The organism is Yoonia sp. (assembly GCF_030731595.1).
In the GTDB taxonomy this organism is placed as follows: Bacteria; Pseudomonadota; Alphaproteobacteria; order Rhodobacterales; family Rhodobacteraceae; genus Yoonia.
This window is the reverse complement of record NZ_JANQTS010000074.1, coordinates 1-15,449: the sequence shown is the minus strand read 5'-3', so window position 1 is coordinate 15,449 and position 15,449 is coordinate 1. Positions and strand designations below refer to the sequence as shown.

Annotated in this window: 16 protein-coding genes; 9 read left to right on the top strand and 7 right to left on the bottom strand. The window is 59.5% G+C overall.

Annotated features, from left to right (window positions below; translation table 11 throughout):
- Positions 1-1,481, bottom strand: a 1,481-nt coding sequence (lepA, locus tag NWQ23_RS08180; RefSeq protein WP_306165790.1) for a translation elongation factor 4, incomplete at its 3' end; no start/stop codon positions are given.
- 188 nt (positions 1,482-1,669) lie between these two features.
- Here lepA and NWQ23_RS08175 point away from each other — a divergent pair.
- Entirely contained in the window at positions 1,670-1,993 is a 324-nt protein-coding gene (locus NWQ23_RS08175; RefSeq protein WP_306165789.1) for an arginine transporter, read from the top strand.
- On the opposite strand, the gene NWQ23_RS08170 is transcribed toward NWQ23_RS08175, so the two are convergent.
- Positions 1,950-2,378 carry a low molecular weight protein-tyrosine-phosphatase gene (locus tag NWQ23_RS08170; protein ID WP_306165788.1) on the bottom strand — a complete coding sequence of 143 codons (429 nt, stop codon included), beginning with the start codon at positions 2,376-2,378 and terminating at the stop codon, positions 1,950-1,952. The genes NWQ23_RS08175 and NWQ23_RS08170 overlap by 44 nt on opposite strands.
- Positions 2,379-2,528: 150 nt before the next feature.
- On the opposite strand from NWQ23_RS08170, the gene meaB reads away from it, so the two are divergent.
- The 4 genes from meaB to NWQ23_RS08150 all read left to right on the top strand — a co-directional run bounded on the left by meaB (position 2,529) and on the right by NWQ23_RS08150 (position 7,115).
- The gene (gene meaB, locus NWQ23_RS08165; RefSeq protein WP_306165787.1) at positions 2,529-3,536 is read left to right on the top strand and encodes a methylmalonyl Co-A mutase-associated GTPase MeaB; all 1,008 of its coding nucleotides are present in this window, start codon (positions 2,529-2,531) and stop codon (positions 3,534-3,536) included.
- A gap of 184 nt (positions 3,537-3,720) precedes the next feature.
- A complete protein-coding gene (gene rpmB / locus NWQ23_RS08160; RefSeq protein ID WP_306165786.1) occupies positions 3,721-4,005 on the top strand; it encodes a 50S ribosomal protein L28 in 285 nt (94 codons plus the stop codon).
- Positions 4,006-4,184: 179 nt separating this feature from the next.
- A complete protein-coding gene (gene hrpB, locus NWQ23_RS08155; protein WP_306165785.1) occupies positions 4,185-6,593 on the top strand; it encodes an ATP-dependent helicase HrpB in 2,409 nt (802 codons plus the stop codon).
- Positions 6,594-6,656: 63 nt separating this feature from the next.
- A complete protein-coding gene (locus NWQ23_RS08150; RefSeq protein WP_306165784.1) occupies positions 6,657-7,115 on the top strand; it encodes an NUDIX hydrolase in 459 nt (152 codons plus the stop codon).
- Between the two features lie 178 nt (positions 7,116-7,293).
- Here NWQ23_RS08150 and argF read toward each other — a convergent pair whose 3' ends face one another.
- Genes argF through NWQ23_RS08135 form a run of 3 tightly spaced genes read right to left on the bottom strand, consistent with a single transcriptional unit; the run spans position 7,294 to position 9,895 of the window.
- Complete coding sequence (gene argF / locus NWQ23_RS08145) at positions 7,294-8,199, bottom strand: ornithine carbamoyltransferase (RefSeq protein WP_306165783.1); 906 nt, start codon at positions 8,197-8,199, stop codon at positions 7,294-7,296.
- A 39-nt stretch (positions 8,200-8,238) separates the two neighbouring features.
- A complete protein-coding gene (locus NWQ23_RS08140) occupies positions 8,239-8,721 on the bottom strand; it encodes a GNAT family N-acetyltransferase (RefSeq protein WP_306165782.1) in 483 nt (160 codons plus the stop codon).
- Positions 8,714-9,895, bottom strand: coding sequence for an aspartate aminotransferase family protein (locus NWQ23_RS08135; RefSeq protein ID WP_306165781.1), 1,182 nt, complete (start codon positions 9,893-9,895; stop codon positions 8,714-8,716). Before NWQ23_RS08135 ends, NWQ23_RS08140 begins: the two co-directional genes overlap by 8 nt.
- A gap of 633 nt (positions 9,896-10,528) precedes the next feature.
- Between NWQ23_RS08135 and NWQ23_RS08130 the strand changes: the two genes are divergently transcribed.
- Positions 10,529-10,942, top strand: a complete 414-nt coding sequence (locus NWQ23_RS08130) for a hypothetical protein (protein WP_306165780.1) — start codon at positions 10,529-10,531, stop codon at positions 10,940-10,942.
- Positions 10,943-10,946: 4 nt separating this feature from the next.
- On the opposite strand, the gene NWQ23_RS08125 is transcribed toward NWQ23_RS08130, so the two are convergent.
- Positions 10,947-11,750, bottom strand: a complete 804-nt coding sequence (locus NWQ23_RS08125; RefSeq protein WP_306165779.1) for an ABC transporter permease — start codon at positions 11,748-11,750, stop codon at positions 10,947-10,949.
- A 149-nt stretch (positions 11,751-11,899) separates the two neighbouring features.
- Here NWQ23_RS08125 and NWQ23_RS08120 point away from each other — a divergent pair, with 149 nt between their 5' ends.
- From NWQ23_RS08120 to rimO, 3 genes are all read left to right on the top strand, one after another.
- Positions 11,900-12,478, top strand: coding sequence for an SH3 domain-containing protein (locus tag NWQ23_RS08120; RefSeq protein ID WP_306165778.1), 579 nt, complete (start codon positions 11,900-11,902; stop codon positions 12,476-12,478).
- A gap of 160 nt (positions 12,479-12,638) precedes the next feature.
- Positions 12,639-13,229, top strand: coding sequence for a GcrA family cell cycle regulator (locus NWQ23_RS08115; protein ID WP_306165777.1), 591 nt, complete (start codon positions 12,639-12,641; stop codon positions 13,227-13,229).
- A gap of 131 nt (positions 13,230-13,360) precedes the next feature.
- Entirely contained in the window at positions 13,361-14,749 is a 1,389-nt protein-coding gene (rimO, locus tag NWQ23_RS08110; protein ID WP_306165776.1) for a 30S ribosomal protein S12 methylthiotransferase RimO, read from the top strand.
- A gap of 64 nt (positions 14,750-14,813) precedes the next feature.
- Here the strand turns inward: rimO and NWQ23_RS08105 are convergent, their stop codons facing one another.
- Entirely contained in the window at positions 14,814-15,383 is a 570-nt protein-coding gene (locus NWQ23_RS08105; RefSeq protein WP_306165775.1) for a hypothetical protein, read from the bottom strand.
- Positions 15,384-15,449 lie beyond the last annotated feature (66 nt).

The window sequence follows — 15,449 nt, the reverse complement described above, 5'->3', positions numbered from 1 at the left end:
GGTTCGTCGTTCACCAGCACCGACATCTTGACCAGATTGTCGGTCTGATAGCCGGTCAAGGCATAGTCAAAGGACGCATAGCCCTTGGTCACCGATTTCAGGCGGTCGTAGAAGTCGAACACCACCTCGTTCAGGGGCAGGTCATAGACCACCATCGCGCGCGATCCTGCATAGGTCAGGTCCAACTGCACGCCGCGCCGGTCCTGGCACAGCTTGAGCACGTCGCCCAAGTATTCATCAGGCACCAGAATAGTTGCCTTGATCCGTGGTTCCTCAAGATGGTCCACATGGGTCAGGTCGGGCATGTCGGCGGGGTTATGCAATTCGGTCATCGTGCCGTCGCGCATATAGATGTGATAGACCACAGAGGGCGCTGTCGTGATCAGCTCGATATCATATTCCCGCTCGATCCGGTCGCGGATGACCTCAAGGTGCAAGAGCCCCAGAAACCCGCAGCGGAACCCGAACCCAAGCGCGGCAGAGGTTTCCATCTCGTGGCTGAACGACGCATCATTCAGCGACAGCTTGTCGATGGCGTCGCGCAGGTCTTCGAACTCGGAACTGTCCACGGGGAACAGGCCACAGAAGACCACAGGCTGCGCTGGCTTGAAGCCGGGCAGCGCCGTGTCTGTCCCCTTTTTCTCGGATGTGATCGTGTCACCGACCCGCGTATCGCGCACCTGCTTGATCGAGCCTGTGATAAAGCCAATCTCGCCCGGCCCCAGTTCGGCCACGTCCTGCATCTGCGGGCGGAACACACCGATCTTGTCGATCCCGTGCACAGCCCCGTTGGACATGAATCTCACGCGGTCGTTCTTCTTCATCACGCCGTCGATGACGCGGACCAGTACGACGACACCCAGATAGCTGTCATACCAGGAATCCACCAGCATCGCCTTGAGCGGGGCATCGCGGTCGCCCTTGGGCGCAGGCAGGCGGTGCACGATCGCTTCCAGCGTTTCCTTGATGCCGATGCCGGTTTTGGCAGATACGCGGATTGCCTCGGAGGCGTCCAGCCCGATCACATCCTCGATCTGGGCCGCGACCTGATCGCATTCGGACGCAGGCAGGTCGATCTTGTTCAGGACAGGTACGATCTCGTGGTCCGCGTCCAGCGCGTGATAGACGTTTGCTAGCGTCTGCGCCTCGACCCCTTGGGTGCTGTCGACAACCAAGAGCGATCCTTCAACGGCGCGCATGGACCGGCTGACCTCATAGGCGAAATCGACGTGACCGGGGGTGTCGATCAGGTTGAGCACATAGGCCTTCCCGTTTTCGGCGGTATAGTCGATGCGGACGGTGTTGGCCTTGATCGTGATCCCGCGCTCACGCTCGATATCCATAGAGTCCAGCAGTTGCGCCTTCATATCCCTCTCGGCCACCGTATTGGTGGACTGGATCAAGCGGTCAGCAAGGGTCGATTTCCCGTGGTCGATATGGGCAACGATCGAGAAATTGCGGATGTGCGATAGGTCTGTCATGAGCGATGGATATGGTGGGGATTTTGGTCCTCGTCAATGTAGATATTGCCACACTTCGTGACCGCATGTCGCAAGCAAATCAGCCCATTCGCCAATTGCATCCTGCCCCCACCCCCGTCATACTCTGCCCTAGGGGCACAACCTCAGTGGACCACCTGCGCAGACAGGGGCCGGACAAAGGGAAAACGATGCGGTATTTCTTGATGATCGGGGCTTTGGCGTCCCTTGCCGCCTGTGGTGGCGGTGGCCGTGGTGCAACCGGTGATATCTCGCAGGCGTGTTTGGCGGCAAATCGCAGTGCAGCCTCGCCTGCCCTGTGTTCTTGTATTCAACAGGTCGCAAACCAAAGTCTGTCTGGCAGCGATCAGGCCCGCGCGGCCACATTCTTTGACAATCCGCAACTGGCTCAGGATACGCGCCAATCCGACCGCCCGGGCGATGAACGCTTCTGGACCCGCTACCGGGCCTTCAGCGATCTGGCCTCCGAGATATGTCAGCCAGCAGGCGTCTAGCTGCTGTCTCGATGATGTCGAGCGCGCCATCGAAGTCGCGCGTATAATACGGGTCGGGGACATCCTTTTCTGCCATCAGCCGCACCTGCGTCAGATTGCCCGCAGGCCGAAGCCTTTCGATATCCGCCTTGTTTTGCCGGTCCATCGCCACGATCAGATCAAAACGCGCGAAATCGGCAGCGGTGAATTGGCGGGCCTTCAGACGGCTCAGGTCAATCCCCCGGTCACGGGCCGCCGCCTGCATCGGCCCATAGGGTGGATCCCCCACATGCCAGCCCCCCGTCCCTGCACTATCCAGTGTCAGCTCCGGCGCAAGGTGGCGCATAATCCCTTCCGCTGCCGGTGAGCGGCAGATGTTGCCAAGGCAGACAAACAAGATACGCATGCGTCTAAATCTCCCCGTTTAGATATCGAGAGCAGCTCCCGTTAGAGAGGCGAGCATATCAGACAGCGGGGTGTTGGGCTATTGCGCCAGATGGTCCCTAACGGTGCGCTTGGGGCTGGACCTTTGCCTGTGGCCGGATAACAAAGACGCATGAGCAAAACCCGCGATATTGCCGCTTTGGCCAAGGGTGTGCAGGCGGGCGACCGCCGGGCGCTGGCGCGTGCGATCACACTGGTTGAAAGCGGCCGGGCCGATCACCGGATGCAGGCACTGGAACTCCTTGCCGCTCTGGGCACGGAAAAACAGGCCCTGCGCATCGGTATGTCCGGCACGCCGGGCGTTGGCAAATCCACCTTTATCGAAAGCTTTGGCCTGATGCTGACGGGGATGGGCAAGCGCGTCGCGGTGCTGGCGGTTGATCCGTCATCATCCCGCTCGGGCGGGTCGATCCTTGGCGACAAGACGCGGATGGATCATCTGGCGCGCGACCCACAGGCCTTTATCCGCCCCTCACCCAGCCAGACCCAACTGGGCGGCGTGGCGCGGCGTACCCGCGAGGCCGTCGCGCTGTGCGAGGCCGCAGGCTTTGACGTGGTTCTGATCGAAACAGTGGGCGTCGGGCAGTCAGAAACGGTGGTTGCGCAAATCGCCGATCTTTTTGTGCTGCTGCTTGCGCCCGCAGGCGGGGACGAATTGCAAGGCGTCAAGCGCGGCATCATGGAGATGGCGGACCTGATTCTCGTGAACAAGGCGGATGGCGATCTCAAGGCGCAGGCGACGCGGACCTGTGCCGATTATGCAGGCGCCCTGCGGCTTTTGCGGAAAAGGGCGCAAGACCCAGAGGGGTTTCCCAAAGCGATGACGGTTTCAGCCCTGCAAGCCTATGGCCTGCAAGCGGCATGGACCGAAATGGAAACGCTGGCGCAATGGCGTCAGGACACGGGCGTTTGGGCGCAAACCCGACAGATGCAGGCAAACTACTGGTTCACACAGGATGTGCGCCAGGGATTGGTGCAGCTTTTGCACGATGACCCGCAAACCGCCGCGCGGCTGGAAATTGCACAAGCCGCTGTCTCGGCCGGACGGTTGTCACCCAGTGCAGCAGCAGCGCAGGTCCTGGACCCTTTGAAAGATCGCCTGCGCAAGGGCGGTGAATAGGTTGTGAGCATCATCGCGGCACGATAGATCGTGAAATCATCGGTGAACCGGGTTGACGGGCCAAAGGAATCCGCCTATCTCGCGCTGATCTTATTGACGACCCTGCGGATGTGGGGTTCAACCCCGTATCACAGGATGTCCCGCCAACCGGGTGGGTGATATCCAAAGGACAAGGAAGACGCTCATGTCGCGCCGTTGCGAACTGACTGGAAAAGGCCCGATGTCTGGCAACAATGTCAGCCACGCCAAGAACCGTACCCGCCGCCGCTTTTTGCCAAACCTGCAGGACGTGACACTCATGTCCGACGTGCTGGGCCGGTCGTTCAAGCTGAAAATTTCCAATGCTGCCCTGCGCACTGTGGATCACCGCGGTGGTCTGGATGCGTTCATGGCGAAAGCCAAGGAAGCAGAGCTTTCGGCAGAAGCGCTGAAAATCAAGAAAGAGATTGCAAAAGCGACAGCCGCTTAAGCACGCGCTCAGCAGAATTTTGAAGACCCGGCAGCCGCAAGGTTGTCGGGTTTTTTCGTTTGGGGGCGACAAGCGAAAGCCTACCTTACGCCTTCTGCGCGGGGGTCTGCGTCACGCGGTACCTGCGTTGATGTAACGTGGGCCTTGACCCACCCCCATCCGTAACACAGACACATCTGATGACTGCCCTGCCCATCGACCCCATCCTGCCCGAACTGATGGCGGCTCTCGCCGCCCAAGGCCGCGCCGTGCTGCAAGCCCCGCCCGGCGCGGGCAAGACCACCCGCGTCCCCCTTGCGATGCTCAAGGCGGGTCTGACGACAGGCAAGATCATCATGCTCGAACCGCGCAGGCTGGCGGCCCGTGCTGCGGCTGAACGGCTCGCCGAAGGCTTGGGTGAACGCCCGGGCCAGACGATAGGCTACCGCATGCGCGGTGACAGCAAAACCGGCAGCCGGATCGAAGTTGTGACCGAAGGCATCCTGACCCGCATGATCCAGAGTGACCCTGACCTCAAAGGCATCGGCGCGGTGATCTTTGACGAATTCCACGAACGCTCGCTGAATGCCGATCTGGGACTGGCCTTGGCCTGGGAAAGCCGTGCGGTGCTCCGGCCGGACCTCATCATTCTTGTGATGTCCGCGACGCTCGACGCAGCCCCGGTCGCCGCGATGCTGGATGATGCCCCGATTGTGACCTCGCAAGGGCGGTCCTATCCGGTGACAACCCACTACCTTGACCGCGCGATTCCAAAGGGTACCCGGCTCGAGACCGCAACCGCCGATCTCGTGATACAGGCCGCAGCCCAGACCGCAGGCGGTGTCCTTGTCTTCCTGCCTGGCGAGGGCGAAATCCGCCGCGTCGCGGCCAATCTGGCAGGGCGCTTACCTGCTGATTGTGAGGTCAGACCACTTTACGGCGCCCTGCCCTTTGCCGACCAGCGCAAAGCCATAGCACCCGTGACACGGGGCCGCAAAATCGTGCTTTCGACCTCCATCGCCGAAACCTCGCTGACGATCGAGGACATCCGCGTCGTCGTCGATGCGGGGCGTGCGCGGCGCGCGCGGTTTGACCCCGGCTCTGGCATGTCACGGCTGGTCACGGAACGGGTCAGCAAAGCCGAAGCCACCCAGCGCGCGGGCCGCGCAGGTCGGGTCGCACCCGGTGAGGCCTTTTGCCTCTGGACCAAGGGCGAAAACGGCGCTCTGCCCGCCTTTGCCCCGGCCGAGATCGAGGCGGCTGATCTGGCAGGCCTGGCGCTCGAACTCGCCGCATGGGGCAGCGACGATCTGGCCTTTCTGACCCCGCCCCCCGCAGGTGCGTTGGAAGAAGCCCGCAATCTGTTGCGCGGTTTGGGCGCAGTCGACGCCGCGGGCCGCATCACCCCGCATGGCCGCGCTCTGGCCGCGCTACCACTTCATCCACGCCTTGCGCATATGCTGCAAGTTGCGGGCAAACAGGCCGCACCCTTGGCCGCTCTTCTGGCCGCCCGCGATCCTTTGCGCGGCGCGCCCGTCGATCTGGCGTTGCGTATCGCAGCCGTCGCAGGGCGCGATCATGGCCCCGGAACTGCCAATCACGCCGCCATTGCACAGATCAAGGCGGAAATCCCGAGGCTTGCCAAAGGCTTGGCCGATGGCCCGCCCTTGACGCTTGGCCAGCAGGCCGCATTAGCCTACCCCGACCGCATCGGCTTGCGCCGCAAGGGCGACGACCCGCGTTATGTCTTGTCAGGTGGCAAAGGCGCCGTGATGGATCATGCGGATCCTTTGGCGGGGCAGCGCCTGATCGTGGCCACCGACCTTGACGGCGACACGCGCGAAGCACGGATCAGACAGGCGGCGACCTTGACCGAACGCGAGCTTCGTGCGGTTTTCAGCGACCAGATCGCATGGCAGGACGTATGTCATTGGTCCAAGCGCGAAGGCCGGGTTCAGACCCGCCAGCAAGAATGCTTTGGTGCTTTGGTGCTGGACGATCGCGTCTGGCCAGACGCCCCGCCCGCGGCGGTGGCCGCAGCAATGCTGGACGGCGTGCGTCAACTTGGCCTGCTGCCCTCGGCTGCGGCAAACCGGTTTCGGGCGCGGGTCGCGCTGGTCGAAGCTCTGCCGGCTATGGATGACGCCGCACTATTGGACAGCCTTGAAGACTGGCTCTTGCCGCATCTGTCCGGTGTGCGCACAACCGAAGACTGGAAAAGGTTCGATATACTGCCCCCGTTGCAAGCCATGCTGACGTGGGAGCAAACGCAAATTCTCGATCGCACAGCCCCGCCGCATTTCGAAACGCCGCTCGGTCGGAAAATCCCCATTGATTACGATGGCGAAGCCCCCGGCATCACCCTGCGCCTGCAAGAGATGTTCGGCGTCACGCAGCACCCCGTGGTTGGCAAGACGCCGCTGCGGATCACGTTGCTGTCGCCCGGACAAAAGCCGGTGCAAGTTACCCAAGACATCGTCGGCTTCTGGGCCACCTCTTACGACGACGTAAGGCGTGACATGCGCGGGCGTTATCCGCGCCACCCTTGGCCCGAAGACCCGACCCAAGCCGACCCGACATTGCGCGCCAAACCGCGTTCGCAAGGATGATTTGCGCTCTGATTCGGTTTGTGTTAAAAGAAACTCAATAAAAATAGCCTATTGGCAGGTATCATGAGCACTCTCGACCGATCTTTCTGGACGGGCCTTTCAATCCGTGTTGTCGACGCTGACGCAATTTTGCAGGTCGGCGCGCTTTGCCTGCGACAAGGCAAGGCAGAGCAAGAGGTGCTTTTGGTCAAATCCTCGCGTGGCCGCTGGATCGTTCCAAAGGGCTGGCCAATGGATGGCCATACCGATGCCGAAACGGCAAAGCTGGAAGCATGGGAAGAGGCGGGTGTGCTGAAGGGTAAGATCAGCAAGGCACCGATCGGTGGCTATGTCACCGAAAAGCGGTTTGATGATGGCCGGACGGTGCCTTGTCATGTGGCTGTCTATCGCATTGACGTCAAAGAAATGGCAAAGGCCTATCCAGAGGCGGCGCTTCGCAAGCGCAAATGGATGTCGCTGAACGATGCCGTCAGGAAGGTTGATGATTCCGGCCTGAAAGCATTGCTTAAATCGCTGCTTTGACAGCGATGTCGTAGCGGTACGCGCCCGACGGCAAAGCGGTTCTGGACGACAGCGCCTGAACCAGACAGAAACAAGACATATCCGCCGGTGGGGGTGGTTCAGGCGCTGCTCGGTCTCGCGACCGAACAGGAAGCCTAAGGCTACACTAGTTAACGAATTGTTAAGATTTGCCTGCGGTTCAGAGACCCAGACAATAGCGCATGATCGCCTTTTGCGCATGCAACCGGTTCTCGGCCTCGTCAAAGATCACCGAATGCGGGCCGTCCATGACGCTGCTGGTCGCCTCGTCATCGCGGTGGGCGGGCAGGCAATGCATGAACAAGGCATCATCTTTGGCCTTGGCCATCAGCGCATCGTTGACCTGATAGCCCCGCAGCTGGTTGTGCCGCCTCTCGCGGGCGGATTGCGGGTCATGCATACTGACCCATGTGTCGGTGACCACAAGATCGGCACCCTGCACCGCCTCGTTGGGGTCGCGCACGATGGTATAAAGCCCGTCCAGCGCTGGTTCGGGGTCAAGCGGCGGCGGGCCGGTAAAGACCAGATCAAATTCAAACTGCTTGGCCGCATGGGCAAAGCTTGCAAAGACGTTGTTGCCGTCGCCGGACCAGACGACCTTTTTGCCCTTGATCGGGCCGTTGTGTTCCTCAAACGTCATGATATCGGCCATGATCTGACAAGGGTGCGTACGATTGGTCAGGCCGTTGATGACGGGGACAGTGGCATATTCGGCCATATCCAGCAGCGTTTGCTCTTCAAATGTGCGGATCATGATCAGATCGACATAACGCGACAACACACGCGCGGTGTCGGCGATCGTCTCGCCATGGCCCAACTGCATGTCTGCCCCTGACAGCACCATTGTCTGTCCACCCATCTGGCGCACGCCCACATCAAAAGAAACGCGCGTGCGGGTCGAAGGCTTTTCAAAGATCAGCGCCACCATATGCCCCGCCAAGGGCTGGTCGGCATCCAATGTGCCTTTCGGTTTGCCAGCGCGCGCGGTTTTCATATCACGGGCGCTGTCAATAATCCCCCGCAAGGCATCCGTCGGCGTGATATTGATATCAAGAAAATGGTTCATCGTTTTCGCTTTATTTGGGCCAGTCGCATGGCGGGAATGTCAAAGGTGAGTCATCACTTGGACGAGGCGGCCGTCTCGGGTTGGCGCAAGACGCCGCTTCATAAAGCCCGCCTTTGTATAGACGCCAATCGCATGGGTATCGGTGGTGTTCGGGGCAACAGCAATCATCGGATATTTCAAGCGCAGATCGCGCACATGCGCGTCCACATAACCGGCCGCATGGCCCTGCCCGGTAAAGTTCTCATCGCCTACAAAGGTTGACAGCACCCGCGTCGCGGGCGGCAGGTCCGCGTATTGCGGCATCCCAAAGCTGCGCGCATCATGGTCGTGCAGATAGGCAAAGGGGCGGTCAATCAGGCTGACCACCCACATGTTGATCTCTTGGTTGTTCATATCTTGCTGCATCAACGCAACTTGCTGTTCCGCATCGGGCCACCAGATTTTGACATGTGCCGTCTGGAGCCAGCGGCGCATCAAAGGCAGGTCAGCCTCGGTCAATCTGCGGAACGTGTAGTTACGCATTGGCCTCCTTTACCGCAGAGGCGGCCGCAGCAAGCCGGTCAACCGCTGCCCCGATGTCTGCGTCATCAATGTTGAGTGCCGGCAAGAGCCGAATAACATTGTCAGCCGCAGGAACGGTCAGCACGCCTTCGGCATAACCTGCCGCGACCACATCGGCATTAGAGGCCTTGCACTTCAGGCCAATCATCAGGCCCGATCCGCGCACCGCTTCAAAAACCTCCGGATAGGCTGCAACCAGCCCTTCCAGTTTCTGCCGCAGCAGGCCCGCTTTGCGGTTCACCTCGGCAAGGAATGCGTCATCGCTGACGATCTCCATCACCTGTGCCCCCACAGCACAAGCCAGAGGATTGCCGCCATAGGTTGAGCCATGCGTCCCCGCCGTCATGCCAGAGGCCGCGTTCTCGGTGGCGAGTACCGCTCCCAGCGGAAAGCCCCCGCCGATCCCTTTGGCGACCATCATGATATCGGGCGTGATCCCCGCCCATTCATGCGCAAAGAGCTTGCCTGTCCGGCCCATGCCGCATTGCACTTCATCGAGGATCAACAAGATACCATGTTCATCGCACAGATCGCGCAGCCCTTTGAGGCAAACATCAGGCAGCGGACGAATGCCGCCTTCGCCCTGCACCGGCTCCACCATGATTGCAGCGATCTTGTCTGTTGCCGCAGCTTGCAAAGCAGCATGGTCGCCAAATTCCAGATGGGTGAAACCCGGCAGCAACGGGCCAAACCCTTTGGTCATCTTCTCGGACCCTGCCGCAGCGATCCCCGCGCTTGACCGTCCGTGGAACGACCCCGTGAAGGTGATGATCTCGGTCCGGTCGGACTGTCCCTTGTCGTACCAGTATTTGCGGGCCATCTTGACCGCCAGTTCGCAGGCCTCGGTGCCGGAATTGGTAAAGAACACTGTGTCGGCAAAGGTCTTTTCGACCAATGCGTCGGCCAGTTTCTGTTGCGCCGGAATGTTATACAGGTTCGAGACATGCCAAAGCGCATGGGCCTGCGTGGTGAGCGCAGCAACAAGTGCGGGATGGGCATGGCCCAAGGCATTCACTGCAATCCCTGCACCCAGATCCAGAAAGCGGCGCCCGTCGGCTTCCGTCAGCCAGGAACCATCGCCTGACACAAAGGTAAGCGGCGCGCGTGAATAGGTTGGCAGAATTGATGCGATCATGGCGATCATCCTTAAGCATAGGACAGATTGGTGCAGGACCAAACCGAGGGTGTCAATAATATTAGAGATTTATGAAAGACGTGACGAAAGGCGGCGCAAAATCAGCGTCGGCGTCGGCTGGAATATGTCAAATGCGTTTTCATAAGCCGGTCTTAGCGCAATTGGTCAGGCGATGAAAGACCATTTGCGCCGTGCAAGAGTGCGGACTGTGCACCATGACGCAGCCATCTTTCTCCGGACCTGCGCACAGCGCGCCGCAGACCGATGGCAGAGCAAGCCGTTTCCACAATTTCACCTTGATTGACGCCGGACGGTCGCAGCGCAAACAAGGCAGGCCTTCACATCGGTCATCGGGATGGCAGACACGGCCTTGTCCGCGGCAAAGCATCGCATAGCCACGCCTTTCACCACACTATGCAGAAAATAGTCAGGCCGATTGCATCAAAGTATTGTCATATATCATTTTTTTCTGCCGCAGCGACGGGATGAATATCCTTGGAGCCAGGACACATCCGCGCAAAGTCTTGATTACAGCCATCTCTGAACAGCGGATAGCGGCTTAAATATCTGCGGCCCGGCACTACATAAGAAAAGGTCAAAATCCAGCCATGTTTCTACGTTAGGCGCCTCTTGATGAACAAAGTTTACCAATTTCGCCGCGCGCCCAGCAGGGGGGCTATGTGGCTGGCCATGGCCGCGGTCACAATGCTTTTGGCGACAGTCGTGCTGAATGAAGCCTATCATCTGATGTGGCTTCTTTGGGTCTCTGGCGCGATCACTTTGGCCTGGATGCTCTTGCCCAAGCAAATCGCCGGTATTCGTGTTGATGACGAACATCTCACCCTTTCGGCGTGGCGCAATCCACGCCCGATCCCGCTTGACGATATCGCCTATTTGCAGGTCACCGAGGAAAGTCTCGAAACCCAAGTGTCAATCGTGTTCAAGAACGGGGATGTGCAGGGCATCTTTGCCGGTGATCTCCCTGATCTGGACACGCTCATCAACGTCATGGCCCAGCGCGGAATTCCTGTCCGGGATGTCTTTTGAACCGTCAGGCCTTGAGCCGATAGCCGGTCCGCATCCATCGCAGACAAATCCCCAGCACAACAACACAAGCCGTGCCGACCACTGAAAGCCCCAGCCACGGGCTGCTGTCACTCACACCGATCATGCCAAAACGCACCCCGTCAATGATATAGAAAAACGGGTTGGCATGGCTCATGGCTTGCATCAGGGGCGGAAGCGCCTCGATGGAATAAAATGTGCCTGACAGGAAGGCCAGTGGTGTCACCAGAAAGTTGGAGATAGCCGAGAGTTGATCGAACTTATTGGCGTATATTCCGGCGATCATGCCCAATCCGCCCATCAGAACTGACCCCAACAGGACAAAAACAATCACCCAAAGCGGGTTTTGCATCCCCACACCCAAAAAGACCGCTGACCCAACTGCAATGACAATGGCCACCAGCGCTCCGCGCGCGACAGCCCCCCCGATATAGCCCGTGACCAGTTCCGCAGCGGAGAGGGGCGGCATCAGCGTGTCAACGATATTGCCTTGGACCTTGGCCGAAGCAAGGCTGGAAGAGGTATTGGCAAAAGCGTTCTGGATCACCGTCATGGTCAGAATACCGGGGGCCAGAAAGACCATAAAAGGCACACCCATCACATCACCGCGCTGGCCACCGATGGCAATTGTAAAGATCATCAGGAAAAGCCCTGCGTTGATCAACGGTGCCATGACCGTCTGCGACCAGACATTCATGAACCGGCTGACTTCACGCCGCATCAATGTCCAAGTGCCCAGCCAGTTCACCCGGCCAAAGCGGCGGACTCCCATTTGGATTGGTTCTGCCATGTGATTTATCCTTCGCTCTGGTGTCGGACATATCCGATTGCCACGAAATGGCCAGCCCCCTAGCCAGGGCGGTCGCAGGGGTTTACCCTTTTGCGGACAACCAGTGCGGAGCAGAAATGCGGTCTATTCTTTCAGTCTTCTTCAGCATAGTGGCCATCAGCGCAGCAGCGGACAGCATCGCCCCGACCTTCCCCGCCCTTTACAGCGTGACCGGGGTAGAGGCCGACGATCACCTGAACATTCGGGCCGCACCGGATGGCGTGTCAGAGATCATTGGGCAACTGGCAAATGATGCCACCGATGTCGAAGTCTTCGCACTCAGCCGCAAAGGGCAATGGGCGCTGCTGAATAGCGGCGAAACCTCAGGCTGGGTCGCGCTGCGGTTTCTTGTGCCACAGCCAGAAAGCCGCAATGCGCTGGGGCTCCCCAATGGCCTTGTCTGCTCTGGCACCGAGCCGTTCTGGGACATGCGATTTCTTGACGAAGGGGCGCTGACATTGCGCACACCGGAAACTGAAACGCAGCATGCGCTCGTGTCGACAGCACCTTCTGCTGACTATGTGCGGATCGCCGAAACCGGATACCGGTTTGTGTGGCAATCCGAACCGGGGGATGTGACGGCGCATATCCTGCCGGGACACTGCTCTGACGGGATGAGCGACCGCACCTATGGGCTGCACTACATCGACAACCAAGGCCCGCGGGTCGGCTGTTGCAGCCTGCGATAACCGGCGTGCTATGGGCAAACTTGCGACAAGACACCAGAACTTGCGCAAAAGGCGCAGCATTGCCTTCACATCACCTGCGGCAATGACTAGTATGCACAGATCAAGATGATCGGTCCGATCCCCAGACGGGTATCCGGCCAACTAAACCAAAGGAATCCATATGTCCTGGACAGACGAGCGCGTTGAGACGCTCAAAAAGATGTGGGGCGAAGGCCAGTCGGCCAGTCAGATCGCCAAGGAACTGGGCGGCGTGACCCGCAATGCGGTGATCGGCAAGGTACATCGCTTGGGCCTGTCCAATCGGGCCGGCGCTGTTGGAGCCGCGCCGACAAAGACCGCGCCAAAGGAAAAACCAGAGGTCGCGGCAAAACCTGCGGCAAAACCTGCACCGAAGGCAAAAGCCGCACCTGCCGCGCCCGCCAAGGAAGAACTCGAGCTGGACGAAAACGGCATTCCGATTTCTGCCGCACGCCGTGCGATCATTCCGGCGGGCCAGCCTTTGCCACCGCAGCCTTCGGCGAATGAAATCAGCCCGGAAGCATTGGCCAAGGTCAACGAAATCGAAAAGACCGCAAAGCGGATCAGCCTGATGGAATTGACCGAGAAGACTTGCAAATGGCCTGTGGGCGATCCGGCCACAGATGATTTCTGGTTCTGCGGTCTGGCCGTGCAGCAGGGCAAACCCTATTGCGAGGCGCATGTGGGCGTGGCCTTCCAGCCGATGTCATCGCGGCGCGACCGGCGGCGGTAAGATCGGGGTAAGGTGAATCATGATCCACCTTAGGTTCGCAATGGCCGCCCCCTGAGGGCGGCCTTTTTCTTTGGGCGGCGCAAGCGCCACACCCCATTCCCAAGACCCGCGCCCCGCGCTATACGCGCGCCATGACCCAGAACCCGCCATCACTCCGCCCCGACCTTGCCCGCGCGCAAGTCACCGACACCCGCCGCGCAGGCCAGCCGACCATCGGCATGGTCAGCCTTGGCTGCCCCAAGGCACTTGTCGACAGCGAACGCATCCTGACCCGCCTGCGAGCCGAAGGTTACGCAATCTCGCCGGACTATGCCGGAGCCGAGGCGGTGATCGTCAACACCTGCGGTTTCCTTGACAGCGCCAAAGCCGAAAGCCTTGATGCTATCGGCGAGGCGCTCAAGGAAAACGGCCGCGTCATCGTCACCGGCTGTCTGGGTGCCGAACCCGATTATATCCGCGAACACCACCCGCAAATTCTGGCCGTCACCGGCCCGCACCAATACGAACAGGTGCTGGATGCGGTCCATCTTGCCGTACCGCCCAGCCCTGACCCGTTTATCGACCTTCTGCCCGCGACAGGTGTGTCACTGACCCCGCGCCACTACAGCTATCTGAAGATTTCCGAGGGCTGTAACCACAAATGCAAATTCTGCATCATCCCCGATATGCGCGGGCGTCTGGTGTCACGCCCCGCCCATGCGGTGCTGCGCGAGGCGGAAAAGCTGGTGCAGGCGGGGGTCAAGGAGCTGCTGGTGATCTCTCAGGATACCTCGGCCTATGGGCTGGACCGCAAGTATGACCTCAACCCGTGGCAGGACGGCGAGGTGCGCAGCCATATCACCGACCTGACCCGCGCACTGGGGCAACTCGGCGCTTGGGTGCGGCTGCACTATGTCTACCCCTACCCCCATGTGCGCGATCTGATTCCGCTGATGGCGGACCCATCAAACGGAGTCCTCCCCTACCTCGATATCCCGTTCCAGCATTCCCACCCCGACGTGCTGCGGCGCATGGCGCGGCCAGCGGCGGGTGCGAAAACGCTGGATGAGATCGCGGCGTGGCGGGCCATTTGCCCTGATATCACCCTGCGGTCCACCTTTATCGTGGGCTACCCGGGCGAGACCGAGGCCGAATTCCAGCACCTGCTGGACTGGCTGGACGAGGCGCAGTTGGATCGTGTGGGGTGCTTCCAATACGAGAATGTCGCGGGCGCACGCAGCAACGCCCTGCCCGACCATGTGGCGGCAGAGGTCAAACAGGACCGCTGGGACAGGTTCATGGCCAAGGCACAGGCGATCTCGGAGGCCAAGCTGGAAGCCAAAGTGGGCCGCACGCTGGAAGTGATTGTGGACGACATCGACGAAGACGGCATCGCGACCTGCCGGACATGGGCCGACGCGCCAGAGATCGACGGGAATTTGTTTATCGACGAAGGGGCCGAGGGCTTGGCCGTGGGGGATATCGTCAGCGTTGTTGTGGAGGAAGCGGGGGAGTATGATTTGTGGGGTCAACGCCGATAAAGAAACTCTCCAGTGGAGCGTTTCCACGATGAACGGGCGAAGCCCAAACTCAAGTTTCGTTTGCTTACGTTTCTAAGACAGAAAGGCTGTGACCTCCACTTGTCAGCGTTTCGTGAAGCTCAATTCCAGCGGCCTCTAGCAAGGCGTTCCAAATTGCGGCTTCATCTTCTCGGCATCGATTCATGAAATCCTGTTGAACAGATCTCTCCCACTGCCCCTTAAGTGCATCCCACACATCTGGTTCGATATCAGTGACTTTGGTCTCATCGACGATCTCAGGTTTGCCATGGGCAAGCGTATCGCGAAAGCGCTTTAGCTGTGCAATGGTTTGGAGCGGTCGCTCCGACCAGTCGATATTCAAATTCAGTGTCTTTCTGAGAAGGTCAATTTTTTCACGAAGGTTGGTTCTTTCGGGCCAACCATCCTGAAGAGTCTTCCAACCCACAAAATTTACCTTTGCCTCAATGCTGAAGGCGCAGAAAACGAGTGATGCCATCATATCAAGCGCAAGGCCTTCCCTTTTTCCGCTCTGAACCTTCGTGTTTGCAATGTCTTGGAAATGCCAAGCACAGGTCGATAGCTCATTGTGTATGAAACGTTCGGCAGTAATACGAACCTCATATTTCTTGCTCAATTCTCAGCCTCCATCGCAGTGAATCCCTATTCCATAGTATGTTGAAGTTCCCGCCCGGCATAGCCG

Bases quoted from the DNA above. Each gene is read 5' to 3' on its own strand.
- NWQ23_RS08175 (WP_306165789.1), top strand. From the start codon at position 1,670: ATGCGGTATTTCTTGATGATCGGGGCTTTGGCGTCCCTTGCCGCCTGT.
- NWQ23_RS08170 (WP_306165788.1), bottom strand. From the start codon at position 2,378: ATGCGTATCTTGTTTGTCTGCCTTGGCAACATCTGCCGCTCACCGGCA.
- meaB (WP_306165787.1), top strand. From the start codon at position 2,529: ATGAGCAAAACCCGCGATATTGCCGCTTTGGCCAAGGGTGTGCAGGCG.
- rpmB (WP_306165786.1), top strand. From the start codon at position 3,721: ATGTCGCGCCGTTGCGAACTGACTGGAAAAGGCCCGATGTCTGGCAAC.
- hrpB (WP_306165785.1), top strand. From the start codon at position 4,185: ATGACTGCCCTGCCCATCGACCCCATCCTGCCCGAACTGATGGCGGCT.
- NWQ23_RS08150 (WP_306165784.1), top strand. From the start codon at position 6,657: ATGAGCACTCTCGACCGATCTTTCTGGACGGGCCTTTCAATCCGTGTT.
- argF (WP_306165783.1), bottom strand. From the start codon at position 8,199: ATGAACCATTTTCTTGATATCAATATCACGCCGACGGATGCCTTGCGG.
- NWQ23_RS08140 (WP_306165782.1), bottom strand. From the start codon at position 8,721: ATGCGTAACTACACGTTCCGCAGATTGACCGAGGCTGACCTGCCTTTG.
- NWQ23_RS08135 (WP_306165781.1), bottom strand. From the start codon at position 9,895: ATGATCGCATCAATTCTGCCAACCTATTCACGCGCGCCGCTTACCTTT.
- NWQ23_RS08130 (WP_306165780.1), top strand. From the start codon at position 10,529: ATGAACAAAGTTTACCAATTTCGCCGCGCGCCCAGCAGGGGGGCTATG.
- NWQ23_RS08125 (WP_306165779.1), bottom strand. From the start codon at position 11,750: ATGGCAGAACCAATCCAAATGGGAGTCCGCCGCTTTGGCCGGGTGAAC.
- NWQ23_RS08115 (WP_306165777.1), top strand. From the start codon at position 12,639: ATGTCCTGGACAGACGAGCGCGTTGAGACGCTCAAAAAGATGTGGGGC.
- rimO (WP_306165776.1), top strand. From the start codon at position 13,361: ATGACCCAGAACCCGCCATCACTCCGCCCCGACCTTGCCCGCGCGCAA.